At 32.3% G+C, this 18,470-nt stretch carries 18 protein-coding genes and 2 riboswitches; of the genes, 2 read left to right on the plus strand and 16 right to left on the minus strand.

Annotation, left to right across the window (positions count from 1 at the left end):
* Window positions 1-343 precede the first annotated feature (343 nt).
* The 5 genes from G9F72_RS21635 to G9F72_RS21655 form a co-directional block, all read right to left on the minus strand.
* Window positions 344-799, minus strand: coding sequence for a PadR family transcriptional regulator (locus G9F72_RS21635; RefSeq protein ID WP_164958248.1), 456 nt, complete (start codon window positions 797-799; stop codon window positions 344-346).
* Window positions 800-805: 6 nt separating this feature from the next.
* Entirely contained in the window at window positions 806-1,654 is an 849-nt protein-coding gene (locus tag G9F72_RS21640) for a DegV family protein (RefSeq protein ID WP_164958247.1), read from the minus strand.
* Window positions 1,655-1,991: 337 nt separating this feature from the next.
* Window positions 1,992-2,210 carry a DUF1450 domain-containing protein gene (locus G9F72_RS21645; protein WP_164958246.1) on the minus strand — a complete coding sequence of 73 codons (219 nt, stop codon included), beginning with the start codon at window positions 2,208-2,210 and terminating at the stop codon, window positions 1,992-1,994.
* A gap of 109 nt (window positions 2,211-2,319) precedes the next feature.
* On the minus strand, window positions 2,320-3,660 hold the full coding sequence (locus tag G9F72_RS21650; protein ID WP_164958245.1) for a cobyrinate a,c-diamide synthase: 1,341 nt from the start codon (window positions 3,658-3,660) through the stop codon (window positions 2,320-2,322).
* Window positions 3,661-3,746: 86 nt separating this feature from the next.
* The gene (locus tag G9F72_RS21655; RefSeq protein WP_164958244.1) at window positions 3,747-4,877 is read right to left on the minus strand and encodes a pyridoxal phosphate-dependent aminotransferase; all 1,131 of its coding nucleotides are present in this window, start codon (window positions 4,875-4,877) and stop codon (window positions 3,747-3,749) included.
* Window positions 4,878-5,040: 163 nt separating this feature from the next.
* Window positions 5,041-5,174: riboswitch (cobalamin riboswitch) on the minus strand.
* Between the two features lie 177 nt (window positions 5,175-5,351).
* On the opposite strand from G9F72_RS21655, the gene G9F72_RS21660 reads away from it, so the two are divergent.
* A complete protein-coding gene (locus tag G9F72_RS21660; RefSeq protein WP_164958243.1) occupies window positions 5,352-6,266 on the plus strand; it encodes a transposase in 915 nt (304 codons plus the stop codon).
* Window positions 6,267-6,548: 282 nt separating this feature from the next.
* Here the strand turns inward: G9F72_RS21660 and cobS are convergent, their stop codons facing one another.
* From cobS to G9F72_RS21680, 4 genes are all read right to left on the minus strand, one after another.
* Complete coding sequence (gene cobS, locus G9F72_RS21665; protein ID WP_164958316.1) at window positions 6,549-7,301, minus strand: adenosylcobinamide-GDP ribazoletransferase; 753 nt, start codon at window positions 7,299-7,301, stop codon at window positions 6,549-6,551.
* A 63-nt stretch (window positions 7,302-7,364) separates the two neighbouring features.
* Window positions 7,365-7,955 carry an alpha-ribazole phosphatase gene (cobC, locus tag G9F72_RS21670; RefSeq protein ID WP_164958242.1) on the minus strand — a complete coding sequence of 197 codons (591 nt, stop codon included), beginning with the start codon at window positions 7,953-7,955 and terminating at the stop codon, window positions 7,365-7,367.
* A gap of 17 nt (window positions 7,956-7,972) precedes the next feature.
* Window positions 7,973-9,055: a nicotinate-nucleotide--dimethylbenzimidazole phosphoribosyltransferase gene (gene cobT, locus G9F72_RS21675; RefSeq protein WP_164958241.1), complete on the minus strand. Its 1,083-nt coding sequence runs from the start codon at window positions 9,053-9,055 to the stop codon at window positions 7,973-7,975.
* Window positions 9,056-9,234: 179 nt separating this feature from the next.
* Complete coding sequence (locus G9F72_RS21680; RefSeq protein ID WP_164958240.1) at window positions 9,235-9,495, minus strand: DUF3892 domain-containing protein; 261 nt, start codon at window positions 9,493-9,495, stop codon at window positions 9,235-9,237.
* A gap of 331 nt (window positions 9,496-9,826) precedes the next feature.
* Between G9F72_RS21680 and G9F72_RS21685 the strand changes: the two genes are divergently transcribed.
* The gene (locus G9F72_RS21685; RefSeq protein ID WP_164958239.1) at window positions 9,827-10,606 is read left to right on the plus strand and encodes a nitroreductase family protein; all 780 of its coding nucleotides are present in this window, start codon (window positions 9,827-9,829) and stop codon (window positions 10,604-10,606) included.
* 117 nt (window positions 10,607-10,723) lie between these two features.
* Here the strand turns inward: G9F72_RS21685 and G9F72_RS21690 are convergent, their stop codons facing one another.
* From G9F72_RS21690 to G9F72_RS21720, 7 genes are all read right to left on the minus strand, one after another.
* Entirely contained in the window at window positions 10,724-11,104 is a 381-nt protein-coding gene (locus G9F72_RS21690; protein WP_164958238.1) for an HNH endonuclease, read from the minus strand.
* An 81-nt stretch (window positions 11,105-11,185) separates the two neighbouring features.
* Window positions 11,186-12,184, minus strand: coding sequence for a 30S ribosomal protein S1 (gene rpsA / locus G9F72_RS21695; RefSeq protein WP_224676212.1), 999 nt, complete (start codon window positions 12,182-12,184; stop codon window positions 11,186-11,188).
* A gap of 388 nt (window positions 12,185-12,572) precedes the next feature.
* Window positions 12,573-13,511 carry an ABC transporter permease gene (locus tag G9F72_RS21700; protein ID WP_164958237.1) on the minus strand — a complete coding sequence of 313 codons (939 nt, stop codon included), beginning with the start codon at window positions 13,509-13,511 and terminating at the stop codon, window positions 12,573-12,575.
* Window positions 13,504-14,637 (minus strand): ABC transporter permease, encoded by a 1,134-nt coding sequence (locus tag G9F72_RS21705; protein WP_164958236.1) that lies wholly within the window; start codon window positions 14,635-14,637, stop codon window positions 13,504-13,506. The genes G9F72_RS21700 and G9F72_RS21705 overlap by 8 nt, the downstream gene beginning before the upstream one ends.
* Window positions 14,638-16,155 (minus strand): ABC transporter ATP-binding protein, encoded by a 1,518-nt coding sequence (locus G9F72_RS21710; protein WP_164958235.1) that lies wholly within the window; start codon window positions 16,153-16,155, stop codon window positions 14,638-14,640.
* A 31-nt stretch (window positions 16,156-16,186) separates the two neighbouring features.
* Complete coding sequence (locus tag G9F72_RS21715; protein ID WP_164958234.1) at window positions 16,187-17,293, minus strand: BMP family ABC transporter substrate-binding protein; 1,107 nt, start codon at window positions 17,291-17,293, stop codon at window positions 16,187-16,189.
* A gap of 152 nt (window positions 17,294-17,445) precedes the next feature.
* Window positions 17,446-18,018 carry a xanthine phosphoribosyltransferase gene (locus tag G9F72_RS21720; protein WP_164958233.1) on the minus strand — a complete coding sequence of 191 codons (573 nt, stop codon included), beginning with the start codon at window positions 18,016-18,018 and terminating at the stop codon, window positions 17,446-17,448.
* Window positions 18,019-18,221: 203 nt separating this feature from the next.
* Window positions 18,222-18,323, minus strand: a riboswitch (purine riboswitch).
* Window positions 18,324-18,470 lie beyond the last annotated feature (147 nt).

Here is an 18,470-nt window from a genome sequence, read left to right on the forward strand (position 1 = left end):
ACGTGGGTGGCAGCGATGGCTTTTTACTTTTGTCGCCTCATCGGCTGCGATGACATTATGTTTAGACACTCTAATGAAATTTCATATGTAATATCTTCTATATTTATCTTTAAATTCCTTCTTATTTTGTAAATATTAGTATAGTTTAAACCACATCTATAGAATAACTTAGGGCATAGTTCTAGACCTACTGATTCTCTAATTATGTGAGAATTTAATAGTAAAATTGTAATTGATGTTGGGAACAGAGGACAGATTTACAAATAATACTTTCACCACCAACACTGAACGTACAAAAGGAGCCGCAAGTGAATTCACCTGCAGCTCTTTATTTTATAATATGTTATTTATATAAATCACTATAAATTATCTTAAATACTTCTAAAGCTTCTTCAATTTTATCTTGCAATAAGTATTTTTTATTTTCTAGTTGCCTTATGCCTTCGGTGGTGATTTTATAGATTTTCTGTGCTTTCTTAGAACTACTCCATTCACCAACCACTAATTTTTCCTTTTCTAATCTTTTTAAAAGAGGGTATATTCCGCCTGTACTAGGAACCCAAAGACCATTTGTTCTCTCTCCAATTTTATGAGATATATCATTTCCATTAGTTTCGCCTAAACTTAGAATAAATAACACGTACAGTGGTAGTAATCCTTTTGTGAATACTTGCCCTACCGCTTCTTTTTCCTTTTGGACCTTTCGAAGTTCTAAAAGTTTTTTCTTATATTCTTCATAAAGCCTTTTTTCTTCAGACCTAATGTTTATCTCACTTTCTTTAATCTCTATATCAGCCATCTATATTTAAGGTTCCTCTATACAAACCATTCCTACTAAACCTGGTCCACTATGAACTCCTGATACAGGGCTGATATATCCACCAAATTCTATAGAAATAACGTTTGGATGAGGACGTATACTCTCCATTACTTTTTTAGCCTCTTCTTCTGCATGGCCGTGAAGCATATAAACTTTACACTTCTTTTTATCCAAAATATTGTTTGTAAGTTCTACAAGTTTATTAAGGGATTGCTTTCTACCCCTTACCTTTTCACTGGTAATATACTTACCGTCAGTATCTACAGTGATAATAGGCTTAATGTTTAAAAGCTCTGCTATAGTGCCTGAAACCTTGCCTATTCTTCCACCTCTTTTTAAGTACTCTAAAGTACCTACTACAAAATATAGATGGATTCTCTTTTTAATAGATGGAATAGCTTCAACAACTTCTTCAAAGCTCTTTCCTTCTTCTATGAGTCTTCCACATTCAGTTACTATTAATCCTTCGCCAAGGGCTATGGATTGTGAATCACATAAGTGAGTAATAATACTTGGATGATTTTCACTTGTAAGTTTTATAGCATTAAATATACCTGATAGCCCAGTGGATAGCGTTATTGCTATAGCATGAGTATATCCCTGTTCTTCTAATTTTAAAAACAGCTCCTCCATATCCTTCATTGATGGTAATGAGGATGTAGGTACTTCGGTCTCCATATTTTTATAAACTTCTTGTGGAGTAATATCCACATTGTCTAAATATTCTCTATCAGAATAGATAATCCTAAAGGGTAATACATTAACATTATATTTCTCTATGAATTCTCTACTTAAATCGCTTGTAGTGTCTGTAATCAGTGCTATTTTGTTCAATTTAACTCCTCCTTTATTGCATTATATTGCCATTATATCACTATAGATTATATGTATCAATAGTGATACATGCGAAAAGTAATTTTATTATGTGGGGGTGGGGTGGGGACAGTTAAGAATTAATTTAACTCTGTGTGCTTGGGGACAGGAAAATTTAAATTACACAATTTGCGGGGACAGTTAACAACTAATTTAACTAAGTATACAAATTTTGGGACGCTTAAAATTAATTCAACTGGATACGAAAATTGGGTGAGACAGTTAAATCAACAAATAGCACATAAAAATAACCCACTTTAGCTGCTATAACGCTAAAGTGGGTTATTTAAGGAAAATTCTATTCTAACTCCATGTACTCGCCTATAATATCTAATAGATTTTCGCAATCTTCTGCCTCAACTAATTTCCCATTTATTCTGGCAATTAGAGTATTTCCACATTTATCGCAGGCACCTATACATTTATTTGTGGTAACTGTACATTCTGGGTACTCATTTCTAACAGCTTCGACAACTTCTTCTATTCCTTCATTATTCTCACAAAAACTAATCTTCATATGTGCAATCTCCTTCTGTTAACTTTACTAAATCTAAAATATTTTCTACTAATGTATTGTACCAAACATTTTGGATAAAAGGAATATAGTTAATTCTTTTTCTTTTCACCTATTTAAAAATCTCTTTAAACCATTCTAAATTGCCGAAAAAATGCACATGTCCATAGGCTGCTAAGGTATTTTTCATAACATATCCACATTTCCAATCTTTCAAGCTACCATCATAAACCTGTTTAGAAAGTTTAAAGACTTTTTCTGCCTCGAGCTTAACAATAGATTTATGAAACTCATGACAGTTTATGCTCATGTTTTTGGATATAATATTATTTTCTACATTTACCTTAATTTCTGCATATCCAAAATTCTGAAGTGTTTTTGTCAAAGCATAATAACCTTCAAAAAAACCAACTGCATTGTGTGCTGTCTGATCTTCCACTCCTAGTTTTTCTCCCTGAGGTTTTTCACCTAAAGTAAGGTACATTAATCCGCCACATTCCGCATAACAACGCAGTCCATTGTTGAGAGCTATTTTTATACTATCCAGCATAGATGTATTTTGGGATAACTCCCCTATAAATACCTCTGGGTAACCTCCACCGATATAAAGAAAATCAATATTACCTGGCAACTCCTTATCCTCAATGGGACTAAAGTATATAACTTCTCCCAATTCCTCTAGAAGCTCCAAATTTTCCTTATAATAAAAACTAAAGGCTTTGTCATAGGCCACAGCTATTTTTTTCCCCTTATTCTCCACATGAAAATTATCTACATACTTTTCACTTTCCTTAAATCCATCTAATAACAAATCCATGTCTAAATGCTTTTCTAATAACTGGGCACATATTTCAATTTTTCCTTCTAAATCCTCTACTTCACTGCTTTGAATTAGCCCTAAATGCCTACTTTTCAAATCTAATCTCTCATCTTTAGGGAGATAGCCTAAAACCTCCAAGTTACAGTTTTCTTTAATAGCGGCTTTAAGTAAATTATAATAACCTTCTGTAATATTATTTAGAATTATACCCTTTATATTAGCATCTCTGAAATTCACTATTCCATTTATTTCTGCACAGAGAGTTGCTACCTGAGCCTTTGGCGACAACACAAGTATAATAGGTAAGTCTAAAACCTTTGATAAATCATAAGTAGAATATGACGTATCTGTACCTTTGCCATCATATAAGCCCATAACACCTTCAACTACTCCTAAGTCTCCCTCGCCTCTAGAAAAACTAGCCTTAACTCCATTTTCACCCATAAGATATAAATCTAAATTTCTTGAATCACTACCGGTTATTTTTGTATGAAAAGCTGGGTCTATATAATCAGGTCCCACTTTATACCCTTGTACCTTAAATCCTCTATTTTTTAGTGCTTTCATAATTCCTAGTGTTACTGTGGTTTTACCACCGCCACTGCAATTCGAAGCTATAACTATACTCTTCATTTTACTACCCACATCCTTTTTCGATAAAGTTCAAATAGTTGTTAACTGTCCCCAATGTTTTTTAATTATTACCTGTCCCCACCTAATTAAACTTTCTCTCTCAAACTTTCTAGCATTGCTATCAGTTTTTCATTACTAATCCTATCCTTAATAGCTAGCCTTATATACTGTTTATCAAGTCCTCTGAAATTGCCTGCTTTTCTTATGACAAAGCCTTGATCTAGGCAAATCTTGTATAATTCCTCTGAGTCTATTCCTTTTTCAAAGGCAAGTCCACTTTCAAAGGCTAGTCCTTTTAACTTGCAAAGTACATAATTTCCATAGGTTAAAAATACTTTTTCTATAAAGTAAATACTTTTCAATTCTTTTAGGAACCTAGGTCTTTCCTCGCTTATCCACTCTCTGCTTTTTTCAATGTATACACTATCCTTTAACACATGGCGTGCTGCAACTTCTGCAAAGCAATTTATGTTCCAAGGGTTTTGTTTTTCTTTAATATTTTTTATTAAAGTAGCATTACTACTTATTCCATATCCAAACCTTATACCAGGCATTGCAAAAAATTTGGTTAAAGCTCTTATTATAAATAAGCACTTGTACTTTTTAACTTCTTCTACAAAACTATGCTCCGAATCTCCCGTAAATTCAATAAAAGCCTCATCTATTATTATTACTTTATTGTTACTTTCACAATATTCAAGGATTTTTTGAAACTCCCCTCTATCAATGATATTGCCATTAGGATTATTGGGATTACCTAAAACTAAGGCTTCTACCTTTTGTAATTTATTTAAGATATCTTCATAATCATAGGAAAGCTGAGCATATTCACTCTTTAATGAATCCTTATAAATACTCTCCTCTTTTAAGTATGAATACTCTATATTACAACCCCATTTTTTAGCATCAATTTCATACTCTACAAAAGAAGGCACAACAATCAGTAAGCTTTTATGACAAGCTATAACTAAATCAATTATTTCTGCAGCCCCATTGCCTAAAACAAAATACTCTTCCGAGCAATCAATGTATTCTTTTAAACCTTTTAAAACACCCCTATATTGAATATCTGGATATCTTGTTAATGCATCTATTCCCTCATTAATATTATCAATGAAGCTTTTAGGAACCCCTAATGGATTTATATTAGAACTATAATCTATTAATTCTCTTCCCTGAAGTAATCCATCAGTATAAACATCTCCACCATGTATCATTAAATACCGTCCTTCCTATTTACAATTTTCCAGAAGTCCCCCAGCTCCTTTCATATACTACTTTTTTAGAGCACAAAAAAAGTAGTAAGCTTAAGATAGCGACTACTTTTTAATTAATTCACAATTAAATTAACTATATTAAAAAGCTATTTCCCTCCGAAATCTTTGTTAAAATCATTTAGGCAGGTCTCCTGGCTTTTGAAGAGTTATCCTCAATTACAGTAGCGGGGGCTGCTGCGGATTTAAACCGCATTCCCTTTTCACCTATTAAAAGGCACCTAAAATTCTATTCTATTTTAGCTATAGTTTATTATAATTATGTTCTGCTGTCAATATTGGAGGGAAAACAGCTGGGGACAGCTAACAACTTTTTGAACTAAATGTTTGGGGACAGTTAATAACTTTTTAAACTATGATTATCTTCACCAAACAAAGGCAATAATATAAAAAAAATTGTTTGGAGTGGTGATTTTTATGGCAAGAAAGGCAAGATTAAAAGCAGATGACGCTATATTTCATATTATGTGCAAAAGTATCAGCGAGGTAGATTTATTCAGAGATGATGAGGATAAGGAAAAGTATTTATCCCTTGTAAAGAAATACAAAGATCTCTATCATGTTAAAATTTACGGGTACTGTCTTATGGATAACCACTCACATCTATTAATTTATGCTAATGGCGCGGACATATCCAAAGTCATGCATGGAATAAATTTTTCTTATGCAATGTACTTTAATAAGAAATATAAACGGGAGGGCCACCTTTTTAAAGACAGATTCAAAAGCAAAATAGTTGATAATGATAGATATTTGAGAACTGTATCGCTATATATACATAATAATCCTACAGATATAGGTGAATTTAAAGATTGCCCTGAAAAATATGCATATTCTAGTTTAGGAATATATATTGGAAAAACACGGGATCATTTCAACTTAGTTGATTTCGGATTTGTCATTGGCTTTTTTGGAAATAATCTTGATTTTGCAAGGAAACATTATTATAGCCTTGTCTTTGGATGCAACGACGAAAAATTAAAAGAAGAATTTGAATTTAAACATGAAAAAACAAAGTATATCAGTGAAAGAAAATTACTTGTAAGAAACTTTAAGTCTGAAGATATAATGGAATTTATAGCAACAAAGATGGATATATCAAAGTTTCAACTTCATATGAAATACAGTAGAAAACTTGTAGAAGCAAGAGCATTAACCGTTGTTTTAATGAGGAGTATCTGCAATTTAAACTCCAGCGATATATCCGTCGTTCTTGGAAACATTACACCGGCTAGAGTATCAAAATTAAGCACTATTGGTATAGAATTAATTGGATCTGACAAAAAATACGAAAATATCCTTCAGGAATTTATTAAATACTATGTTCACTAATTAATTTTAATACTTTATTGTAATTTTAAAAAAATAAAAGATAGATATATAACTATTTTTAATTAAATAAATTAAGACAAGCTTATAAAATACAGTATCTTATTAAGATACACTATAGAAATAATGAAAATAAGTGCTGAAAATATTATTAAACAATTAAAAGGTACAAGCCTTCATAAAATTCTTGTACCAAAATAAAGTTTAATTAATTATTAATTAACCGTCCACTACTTAAGTTTAATTAAATGTTAACCGTCCCCAAGCTCTCTCTCTTATGCCTACTTAACTCATAGCCACAAACAAAATCATAGTTAGAATTTCAACTAATTCATTATTAGCACCTAAACTATCTCCTGTAAGTCCAGTAATTTTGCTTTCACAAAACTTATTAAACAAGAAACTTAAAACAAGCCCTGAAGCTATTAATATACCGCTTTTATTAATGCCTATTAATAAAGTCCCAAATGCGATGGTTGTAATAGCTGTAATTGCTAACCTTTTCAAATCAATATTTCCAATAAATATATTACCTGAGCCCTTTTCTTTAGCATTTTTTCCAATAAAAGATAAAAACACCACGGTAAATCTTGCAATTATTGGCGTAGCAATTAAAATAAGTGGTGAATTTATTGCTATTATAGTGCACACCGCTGCATATCTTGCTAACATATCAAATACTATAGCAATACTTGCATACGTACCTACTCTGCTGTCCTTCATAACCTCTATTATTTTATCTTTGTCACCTTTCAAGGAAAAGAACCCATCGCATGTGTCTCCTAGTCCATCTACATGTAATCCACCAGTAATAATTATTGGTATAATAACTACAAATACTGCTGTAATATTTATTGGCAGCACTTTTATTAATATATAATAAACTACCCACTGGACAAGTCCAATAAACAATCCTACCACAGGAAAAAATATAGATCCGCGTCTAAAGTTTTCTTTTTCACATTTCAAATTTTTATTTATAGGTACACGTGTAAAAAACTGAAAAAACAGTAAAAAATCATTTAAATATTCTTTCATTTTATTTGCTTGCAAAGACTTACCCTTGCAAACTTCACCTCTTTCCTAATTATGCATTTTGCATTATGCATTATGATTAATGGCATCAATATATAAATTACCATATTCATATTTTATAACGCTTATGTCACCATTTTTACAACCAAATTTCCAAAATAAATCTATATTCTCATTCATAACATAACAATATATAGCTCTTATGACTCCAGAATGAGTACAAATTAAAATATCGTCACATTCTAACTTTTTAATGTCCTCCATAAAGTGCTTAACTCTTTCACATAACTCAATATAGCTTTCACCCCTAGGAGGTACAAATTCCATCCAATTATTTTGCCAACAGACACTTTCCTTAGGATAGAGCGTCTTAATTTCCTCGTAGGTCTTCCCTTCAAAATCTCCAAAGTTAGTCTCATTTATTCTATTATCCTGTATAATCTGGATTTCCGCTTGTCCTAAAACTAAATTTGCCATTTCTGTGGTTCTTTTTTTTTCACTAACATATACCCTATCTAATTTTATATCATTAAAGAAAATTTTAGCTTTATTTCCTTGAATTATGCCAATTGCATTTAGGCCTATATCCAAATTACCATAATAAGAACCTCTTCTATTTTCTTCCGTCTGACCATGCCTTAGCAAATAAATATTCATAGTTTATCACCTAAATCTTACCCTACGGTATTATCCCTTATATCTATGTACTTTTTGCTATCCAGAGTTGCCTCTTCAAATGTTCCCATATTATTCATTGTGAACAGCGCCGCTTCAATTATATTAAAAGCAAGAGGGCACCCTGAGCCTTCTCCGAGTCTCATATTCAAATTTAGCATAGGTGCAAGTCCTATTTCCTTCATTATAAATGCTGCTCCCGGTTCAGCAGATAAGTGAGATGCAAATATATATTCCTTCACTAAGGGATTTAATTTATAAGCACAAAGTGCAGCTGCTGATGCTATAAACCCATCAATAACAATAGGTACTCTATTCTTCGCTGCTGATAGGAAGCAACCACATAGTCCCGCAATATCGAATCCTCCAACTTTTGAAAGTACATCAATAACATCATTTTTATCTGGTTTATTTACCTCAATAGCCTTCTTAATTACTCTTTTTTTATTAATAAATTGCTCCTCCGTAATTCCCGAGCCTTTACCTACTGCCATATCTACCTCTAGGCCTGAAAAAACACTTAGAATTGCTGCACTTGTGGCAGTATTTCCTACACCCATTTCCCCTGTGCCGAACAAATCGTAGCCTTTGGATGCCAAATCATCAATTGTTTCTATGCCAACTTCTATAGCTTTTATTGTTTGTTCTCTGGTCATTGCGGGCCCTTCCATCATATTCATGGTGCCGTATGCAATTTTTCTATTTATAATTTTAGGATTATTAAAGTCCGCATCAACTCCTACATCTACAACTGTAATGTCACTTCCAGCAAATTTTGATAAAACATATACGCCGGTAATTTCTTTAGTGAAATTATTAGTAACTGTAGCCGTTACACTTTTAGGGCAATTAGACACTCCCTCTTCCACAACTCCATTATCTCCACACATTATAACCACATTCTTTTTATTAATCACATTATGTATCTCTCCAGTAATACCTGCCATCTTGGCTATAATATTTTCTATTTCACCAAGACTTCCTATAGGTTTTGTTAGACTATCAAGCCTATCCCAGGCCTTTTTCATAGCATCTTTATTTGCTGGTTCAATATTCTGCAATGTGTTTTTTAGAATTTTCATCTGATTATTCCCCCTGTTCTGATCAAAGTCTACCTTATAATTTTAACACATAAACCCTAAAGAGTGTTTATTAGTTTAATTAGTTGTTAACTGTCCCCACTAAATTAACCTAAATTAAATTTACTTGTTAACGTCCCCACTAAACTTAAAAAGCAGGGACAACCTAATGTCCCTGCTTTTTAATAGATTTCGTTATCGTCTATAACTGGCAAACTGTCTAAATTATTGGATTTATCTCCATCAGGTAAACTTCTTAAGAATTCTTCACCTTTTTTCGACGTTGATATAGAAACTCCACCGATATTACCTTGCTTAGCCAAAATGACCGCTTGCTCTTTTGAAACTATTTCTCCATTTTCAAATTCATAAGCTGTTATTTCTCCACTATTGTCCTTAACTACTCTACTAATCATATGAGTTGAGTTTTCTCTTTTACCCATAATCACACTACCTCTCTTAATTAATTAAACGCATAAAACATGTGTTTTTTATTGTAGATACCTAAGCATATTAAATAGATTAAAAAATTAAGTATCCACCTATACAGTTTTACCAATTATATAATTATTTATGAAAGATATTTATAATTTATTTATCAATTATACAAAGACAATTATTGCAAGTTATTCCCACTTCGTTGTATACTGTTTGTTATTAGAATTATTGTCTTATCCTACCGTGTAAACTTTTAGCTAGGAGGATTAAAACCATAAATTTAAACACATATTATCGCATATGAATCTAAATGAAAATAAAATGGAGGTAATTATTATGATCCAAGCTATAAATTCAAGAAAATCTATAAGAAATTATAAAGACGCGAGTTTATCCCCAGAAGATTTACAAAAAATTAAAAATATTATAAAGAATGCAACGCCACTATTTTCCCATATACCTATGGAATCATTCCTAATTGAAGATGGAGAAAAAATCCATGCTACCTTTAAGGGCCTTATGGCTAAATATACAAAAGTTGAATCTCCCCATTATCTAGCTTTTACTTCAGAAATCGCAGAAGGTCATTTAGAGAACATAGGTTTCATTGGTGAGGACATAGTTCTTAAGCTAACACAGCTTGGAATCGGAACTTGTTGGCTCGGAAGTGCCATAAAGCAAGAACTATTTAAAACTATAGTCAAAGTACAAGATAAACAGAGTTATATAATTTTAATCGCTCTTGGATATCCCACTGAGCAATTGAAGCTAGTGGAAAGTAGGAAAAGGTTAGATAAAAGCAAAGTAATTAATGGTACTTATGAAAATCAATATGAACCTATAATACAAGCATTTATTGATGCTCCCTCTGCGGTTAACTCTCAGCCTTGGAAATTATCAATAAACAATAATAAATTTGACTTATATTTAGAAAACAGAAATATGTTAACCAAAAAGATGCTTAAAGACATGAACCGTATAGATATGGGCATAGGGCTTAATCATTTATATAACTCAGCCATTGAGCTAGGCTATAACGTGGAATTAAAACAGGCTCCTCACAATGAATTAGGAAACTCTCTTTATATAATAAGTGCAATATTAAATAAGGGTTAGTGTAATCCACCATAAATAATTGCATTTTTATATAAAATAACAAAAACTATGAAAGGCATTTATACCTTCCATAGTTTTTGTTTTTATAATTTACATATATATATTCACATTTTTTTGTTAAGTCTTTGCGTCGTATAGCATTTTCTCATCATATTTTATTCTTCCCATAAGCCTAAAAATAATATCCGCTCTATTAAAGCCTTTATCATTTAACTTACAGTCCTTAAAAAGTCTTTTAATCATACCCTTATTTATATTAAGCAAAGGTTCTAATTCCTCAATGAGATAAACTTCCTTTATTAAAATATTTTCAAGTTTTCTCTGCATATTGAGCTTATATTTTAAATCTAGTATTCTATTTTTGTGAGGTCCAGTGTTTCCTCTATGATGAAGCGCGCAAAGGTATCTAAAGTTAAGTGGAAATTCAATACCACCTTGACTTTTATAAACTATATGATGTTTATCTGCTGGCTTTCCACAAACTTCACACTGAAACAAATTTTTACCCTCCTTATAGATTATGAGGCAAAACAATTATTAGTTGTTTTGCCTCATAGTCTTTACTAGAATATATAATTTTTATTCGAATTTAAAATCCTTAAATTTATCTTTTAATATATCTCCTAGAGTTAAGCCTTGCTCTTCCCCATTATATTTTGAAAGATCACCATAACTTTTATCTGCTGCTTCTTTTATACTTAAACTTATTCTTCTATCTTTTTCATTGATATCACCAATTTTAACTTTTACAACATCTCCAACCTTTAATACATCAGAAACCTTTTCTATACGATCTTCTGATATTTCTGATAAATGAACAAGTCCATCTATACCTGAAGGTAGTTGAACAAAAGCACCAAATTCCATTATTCTTACTACAGTTCCCTCTACTATATCATTAGTTTTATATATGCTTGATATATTATTCCAAGGATTCCCTGCTGCTGCTTTAAGTCCTAGAGATATTCTTCCTTTTTCTCTATCAAGGTCTAATATACGAACTTCTAATTCCTGTCCAACTGATACTACCTCTGCTGGATCTTGAACTCTTTTCCATGATAATTCTGATATGTGAATAAGTCCATCAACGCCACCTAAATCAACAAAAGCACCAAATTTAGCAAGTCTTGTTACAACGCCTTTTCTCATATCGCCTTTTTTAAGCTCATCCCATACTAAGTTTCCCTTAGCTTCGTTTTCTTCTTTTTCAATCGCTTTTCTAGATAGAACTAACTTTTTGCTTTCTTTCTCAAGCTCTATTATTTTAACTTCCATAGTTTTTCCTTTGAAATCTTGTAAATTTTCTATATAAGCATTTGACATTTGTGAAGCAGGTATAAATGCTCTAATTCCTTCAACATCGGCAGTAGCTCCACCTTTTACTATTTCATTAATTGTTATTTCTAAAGTTTTATCTTGATCTAAAATCTCTTGTAATTTACCCCATATTTCTTCAACATTATCCTCACTGCTAATTGGAACCATAGATTCCTCGATACTGCCCATTACGTCATTCATTGTTACTTCTTCGTTATTTTCTTCTGTTATATTATCTGTTGTTAAATTTTCTGTTGTCATATAATACACTCCTTCTATTAAATAATTATTATTAAAACTATCCTCGAACTACTTATATAGTTTAATATCTAAATCTATATACTCATTCAAATCCTGCTTATTTTGATGATTTCATAAAATGACCACAAAACCAATTTTGTTTATCTGATTTCATTATCATTGTTACCATTTAAATATCACACTATCCATTATACACAAAAAAATCATAAAATACAAAGTTGTTTGAAATTGTTCACAAAATATTGGGGACGGTTAACAACTATTCAAACTATTTTTACTAAAAAGTACATTAATTGTTAACTGTCCCTATAAATTAATAGTTGTTAACCGTCCCTCTGCTCCCATGATTCTAAAAATGCATTTGTTGTTAACAGTCCCCGTCTTTTCCTTATCTTTCTTCCCTAAAATAAGCATTAGAAAGTCCCGCCGGAGGTGAATTTTTGCTAGATTTCTTCATGGAAACAATTACTAAAATAATTATTGTAACTACATAAGGCAATAAATCAATAAGATATTGAGATACTGCAAAATTAGGTAAGCCCTGAAGTCTAAAGCCTAATATATCAAGCCCTCCAAAGAGGTATGCCCCTATAAGTGCTCTATGAGGTCTCCAAGTTGCAAAAATAACTAAGGCAACTGCTATCCACCCTCTGCCTGCTGTTACGTTTTCCTGCCATGCTGGCACATAGACAAGAGATAGATATGCTCCTCCAAGCCCGCAAAGAGCTCCTCCTATTAATGTATTAACATACTTATATAAATTAACATTTATACTAGCTGCGTCAGCGGCTGCTGGGTTTTCCCCCACTGCCATGGTGTTTAATCCCTTAGCTGTTTTATATAAATATATAAATAAAAGTAGAGTTATAATATATCCAAGATATACAAACACATCTTGATTAAAAAATATATCTCCTATAAAAGGTATATGTCCTATTATGGGAATTCTTTTAGGAATAAAAAACATTTTAATTTTTTCTGGGGTAACTTTCCCAATCAATTGTTTACCTACCATACTGGAAAACCCTGTTCCAAATATAGTTAGTGTAAGCCCACATACAACTTGATTTGCTCTTAGTGTTATAGTTAAGAATGCATAAATTAGTGCGCCAAAGGCTCCTGCAATTGCTGCGGCTAACATGGCTATAATTGGACTCCCTGTGCTTAATCCTGCCATAAATCCAACGACAGAGCCCATAAGCATCATACCTTCTACACCTAAATTAAGGTTTCCTACTTTTTCAGTTAATATTTCACCTAAGGTAGCAAAAAGTAGAGGTGTACCAGCTACAACTGCAGCGGCTAAAAATGTTGTTATACTATTCATTTTTATTTTCCTCCCTTTTTCCAGCTTTAGTTTGTCCGGTTTCTTTAATTTGTCCGCTATCGATTTTAACCTTCATTTTCTGTTTTTGAAAATTTATCTTATATCTCGTGAAGAATTCGCTGCCTAATACGAAAAACAGTATAACAGCTTGTATTAGTTGTGCCGCAGCTTGAGGTATTCCAAAGGCTGTTTGAATAAATGAAGCTCCCTCTAAAAGTGCTGCAAAAAGTATAGATACTAATACTATAATAGGTGCACTGAGTGCTGATAGCCAAGCTATAATTATAGCTGTAAATCCAGCTCCACCTGCAACATCTGCAGTCAAAGTTCTGCTTACTGCTGAGGCTTGAATTACACCGGCTATTCCACATAAGGCGCCGCTTAAAAATATAGCTATGTACATGGTTTTTCTAATTTTAATGCCTGCATATATGGCTGTTTTTTCACTTTCTCCTAGTACTGCAATTTCATAGCCCTTTTTAGTATATTTCATAAAAATATAAACTAAAATAACAAGTATAATTGCGATTATCCATCCCATATGTATTCCAAAAACCTCTGGAAGCGTTGCATTTGGAGAGAAATTAGGTATTTTAGGGAACCCCATTGCTCTTTTATCCTTCCAAGGTCCATATTGCAAATAAGTGATAAATTTTAAGGCTATGTAGTTTAGCATTAAGGTTACAATTGTTTCATTAGTTTTCCATTTCCCTTTAAGCAAGGCTGCAATTAATGCCCATAAGCCCCCACCTAAAATCCCTGCGCAAAACATTAGAAGTAATAGTGGTAATTTATTCATATGAGGAAATTTTAAAGCAAAAAAGGTAGCAGCAAAAGCGCCCATTACCATTTGTCCTTCTCCACCAATATTCCAGAATTGCATTTTGAAGGCTATAGATATTCCAAGTGAAGTTATAATCAGTGGTATTGCCTTAATAAGTGTTTGCTTAATACTATAAGAAGAACCCAGACTACCCTTTATAATAGCCGCATATACTTCTATAGGATTAAGTTTAATTAGGAGCAAAAACATACCTAGTACCAAAAGGGATAGGAGGATTGCAATGCATCTAATTTTAAAATTATCAGTTTTACTTATTTCAGCTCTTTTAACAATGTGCATCATCTATATCCCCTCCTCAACTGTTTTTCCCACCATCATCATGCCAATTTTTTCTCTTGAAGCATCAGCTGCGGAAGCAATGCCAGTTACCTCACCATGACAAATTACCATAATCCTATCGCATAATTGAATTAGTACATCCAAATCTTCTCCAATAAATAATACAGCTGTTCCTTTTTTCTTTTCTTGGCTTATTAGGTCGTAAATCGTATAACAGGTGTTAATATCCAGCCCTCTTACGGCATATGCCATAATAAGAATTTTCGGATACATGCTTAATTCTCTTCCCACTAATATTTTTTGAATATTTCCACCAGATAAATATTTTATTGGGTGATATATGTCTGGAGTTTTAATTTCAAACTTGTCCACCATTTTCTTAGCCTTTTCGATAACTGGTTTTCTATTTATAAATAGTCCCTTTTGTTTATGGTAATCCTTTAGTAAAAGGTTATCCACCATGTCCATAGATGCAACTAGGCCCATGCCTAATCTATCCTCTGGTATAAAACTCATGCTTATACCTTTATTAATAATATCTCTAGGAGATTTTCCTACCAGATTCTCCCCTTCAAGAAATATTTCACCCCCTGAGGCCATCTCAATTCCTGCAATAGCTTCACATAATTCCTTTTGTCCACTACCCGCGATCCCAGCCACACCAAGAATTTCACCTTCTCTTAAGCTGAAACTCATATTTTTAATTATTTCAGCCTTTTCAGCATTTAAAACTTTCAAATTTTTTACTTGTAATAATATTTCTCCTGGCTCTCTATCCACACGATTTATAGATAAATCTGCCTTGCGCCCCATCATGAGTTCTGTTAACTCTTTTGGAGTGGTTTCTTCCTTTTCTACTGTTTTTACAGCTTCACCTTTTCTTAAAACAGTAATCTTGTCACAGATCTCCATTACTTCATCCATTTTATGACTTATAAATATAATTGCACAGCCTTGCTCTTTCATCTTGTTCATTATTTTAAATAATTTGGCTGTTTCACTTTGTGTAAACACTGTAGTAGGCTCATCTAATACTAAAATGTCAGCACCTCTATAAAGCACCTTCAATATTTCAAGATTTTGCCTCTCTCCTACTGCCATATCTCTAACATATTTATTTATATCTATCTCCAACTGAAATTTTTCACATATATCATTGATTTTTTTAATTTCTAACTTGTCCTTAAAAAATATTCCACTATTTTGACCTAGTAATATATTTTGCTTAGCTGTCATTTCCTCAACTAGTTTAAAATGTTGATAAATCATTCCTACTCCGGCTTTAATAGCATCCTTTGGGCAAGTGAAATTCATATTTTTCCCGTGAATAAAAATAGAACCGCTATCCGGAGTATATACCCCGGATAACATGTTCATGAGAGTGCTTTTACCTGCCCCATTTTCACCTAAAAGTGCATGGATTTCTCCACCATTCACCGTTAAATTCATATTCACATTAGCTACTACTTTTCCGAAGGTCTTACTAATATTTTCTATAAATACATAAGGCATTTTATCCATATTTAAATTCTCCAATACTCTAGATTTTCTATTATTTTTCTATTTTTCCTTCTACACCTTTTACAAACCAATTAAATTGAAGTAATTCCTCATCTGTCATTACTTTGCCCTGTGCAACTTTAACCGCTCCACTTTGATCCTTTAGTGGACCTTCAAATATTTTATTTTTACCACTCAAAATAGTTGCCTTAGCTTTTTCTACAGCATCTTTTGCTCCAGTTGGTGCATTTGCGGTTAGTGGTGCAAGAGAAACAATTCCAGACTCGAGGCCCTTCCAATAACTTCCCGATTTCCATGTACCTGCTTTAATAGCTTTTATTTGCTCCACATAATATGGTGTCCAATTCCAAACTGGTGATGTCATATATGCTTTAGGTGCTTTAGCTTGCATATCAGTATTATATCCAATAGCGGATATTCCAGCTTCTTCTGCCGCTTGTAATGGGCCTGCGGTATCCTGATGCTGAGTAATTACATCTACCCCTTCTGCAATTAGTGCTTTTCCTGCTTCTTTTTCTCTAGCTGGGTCATACCAAGTATTAGTCCATTTTACCTTTACTATTGCTTCTGGTTTAACAGATTGTACTCCTAGAGCAAAAGCATTTATTCCTCTTATTACTTCTGGAATTGGATGTGCTGCTACATATCCTATTTTATTAGTTTTTGTCTTCATCCCAGCAACAATACCTGAAAGATATCTTGCTTGATACATACGTCCAAAATAATTTGACATATTTTCTGAAGTTTTGTACCCAGATGCATGGAGATATTTAACATCAGGATGTTTAGCTGCTGATGCTTCCATTCCATCCATAAATCCAAAGCTTGTTCCTACGATAACATTAGCTCCTTGATTAATCATTTCTTCGCATACCTTATCTACTTCTGCTAAATCCTCTTTTACTGATTCTTTAAACAGCGTCTTTACTCCTAGCTGTTTTTCAATCTCTTTTCTTGCCACATCATGAGAATAAGTCCAACCCTCATCGCCTACTGGTCCAACATATATAAATCCTACAGTTATTTCCTTTTTCACGCTATCTTTTGTCTCAACTTTTTTCTCACTACTACATCCAGTGAGCCCTAAAGACATAATAAAAGTAAACGCTATTAATAAACTGCCAAGTTTTTTCTTCATTATAATTTCCCCCTTTAGTTGGGGACAGTTAACAACTTTTTGATATTTAAAATTTTAAAAGTCTATTAATTGTTAACTGTCCCCACTCTTTACTCGCTCTTTAAAAGTCCATTAATTGTTAACTGTCCCCGCACCTTAACCGTCCCCGCTTCCTATTTAAAAACCACCGTGTTATCTTTTATAGATTTTACTATGGCTAGTGACTCTACCCTAATACCTTCTTTTTCTATGCGGCTGCGTCCATCTTGAAATGCTTTTTCAATTACAATTCCCACTCCAACAATCTCGGCTCCCGCTTGACGTACAATTTGTACAAGTCCCATTGCCGCATTTCCATTTGCTAAAAAGTCATCAATTATTAAAATTTTATCTTCCGGATTTATGTATTTTTTACTAGCTCTTATCTTATAATTCTTATTTTTTGTAAAGGAGAATACATCCGCTTCATATGTGTCAGAATCTAAATTAGCAGCTTCATGTTTTTTTGCAAAAACTACAGGAACATTACCGAAATGTTGGGCTACAATACATGCTATTCCTATACCAGAGGCTTCAACTGTTAGTATCTTTGTAATTTCATGACTCGCAAATCTTTCTTTAAACTCTTGTCCGATTTCATTAAAAAGATTTATATCAATTTGATGATTCAAAAAGCTATCAACCTTTAATATTTCACTGCCTATTATTGTTCCTTCTGCTAATATTTTATTCTTTAATGATTCCATAATTTTTCTCCTTTATTAATTATATTTTTAACATACTTTAAACAACAAAAAAACTCACCAGTTAATTTTAACTAGGGAGTTTATAATAAAAATAATAAACCTAAAATATACAAATAAAAAAAGTAATTTCTTTAATCTTAAAGAACAACTTCTTTAACTTTGAAATAAAGGCAATAACAATAATATCTCTTAGAATTATTGCATTGTTTTATTAAAACACCCATAGTCAAGTATTTTACGGTTACTTGGTAGAAACGCTTAGTCCATATTTCTAAGCATATATGAGTTTACGAATATTAAGTTTTATTTTCTTGTTAATTGTTCGTTATCTATTCCTTATAATAATATTACAACATTTTATTTATTAATTCAACATTTTTTTTATTAATTCGACTTGTTTTAAAAAATATAGAAATAATTTGCACTAAATAATTTATACTCAATATTTATTT

Origin of the sequence: Clostridium estertheticum, assembly GCF_011065935.2 — a bacterium.
GTDB classification, from domain to species: Bacteria; Bacillota; Clostridia; order Clostridiales; family Clostridiaceae; genus Clostridium_AD; species Clostridium_AD estertheticum_A.

What these genes read in the sequence shown, in the direction of transcription:
- G9F72_RS21635 (WP_164958248.1), bottom strand. Translation starts at nt 799, where the DNA reads ATGGCTGATATAGAGATTAAAGAAAGTGAGATAAACATTAGGTCTGAA.
- G9F72_RS21645 (WP_164958246.1), bottom strand. Translation starts at nt 2,210, where the DNA reads ATGAAGATTAGTTTTTGTGAGAATAATGAAGGAATAGAAGAAGTTGTC.
- G9F72_RS21650 (WP_164958245.1), bottom strand. Translation starts at nt 3,660, where the DNA reads ATGAAGAGTATAGTTATAGCTTCGAATTGCAGTGGCGGTGGTAAAACC.
- G9F72_RS21655 (WP_164958244.1), bottom strand. Translation starts at nt 4,877, where the DNA reads ATGATACATGGTGGAGATGTTTATACTGATGGATTACTTCAGGGAAGA.
- G9F72_RS21660 (WP_164958243.1), top strand. Translation starts at nt 5,352, where the DNA reads ATGGCAAGAAAGGCAAGATTAAAAGCAGATGACGCTATATTTCATATT.
- cobS (WP_164958316.1), bottom strand. Translation starts at nt 7,301, where the DNA reads ATGAAAGAATATTTAAATGATTTTTTACTGTTTTTTCAGTTTTTTACA.
- cobC (WP_164958242.1), bottom strand. Translation starts at nt 7,955, where the DNA reads ATGAATATTTATTTGCTAAGGCATGGTCAGACGGAAGAAAATAGAAGA.
- cobT (WP_164958241.1), bottom strand. Translation starts at nt 9,055, where the DNA reads ATGAAAATTCTAAAAAACACATTGCAGAATATTGAACCAGCAAATAAA.
- G9F72_RS21680 (WP_164958240.1), bottom strand. Translation starts at nt 9,495, where the DNA reads ATGGGTAAAAGAGAAAACTCAACTCATATGATTAGTAGAGTAGTTAAG.
- G9F72_RS21685 (WP_164958239.1), top strand. Translation starts at nt 9,827, where the DNA reads ATGATCCAAGCTATAAATTCAAGAAAATCTATAAGAAATTATAAAGAC.
- rpsA (WP_224676212.1), bottom strand. Translation starts at nt 12,184, where the DNA reads ATGACAACAGAAAATTTAACAACAGATAATATAACAGAAGAAAATAAC.
- G9F72_RS21700 (WP_164958237.1), bottom strand. Translation starts at nt 13,511, where the DNA reads ATGAATAGTATAACAACATTTTTAGCCGCTGCAGTTGTAGCTGGTACA.
- G9F72_RS21705 (WP_164958236.1), bottom strand. Translation starts at nt 14,637, where the DNA reads ATGATGCACATTGTTAAAAGAGCTGAAATAAGTAAAACTGATAATTTT.
- G9F72_RS21710 (WP_164958235.1), bottom strand. Translation starts at nt 16,155, where the DNA reads ATGGATAAAATGCCTTATGTATTTATAGAAAATATTAGTAAGACCTTC.
- G9F72_RS21715 (WP_164958234.1), bottom strand. Translation starts at nt 17,293, where the DNA reads ATGAAGAAAAAACTTGGCAGTTTATTAATAGCGTTTACTTTTATTATG.
- G9F72_RS21720 (WP_164958233.1), bottom strand. Translation starts at nt 18,018, where the DNA reads ATGGAATCATTAAAGAATAAAATATTAGCAGAAGGAACAATAATAGGC.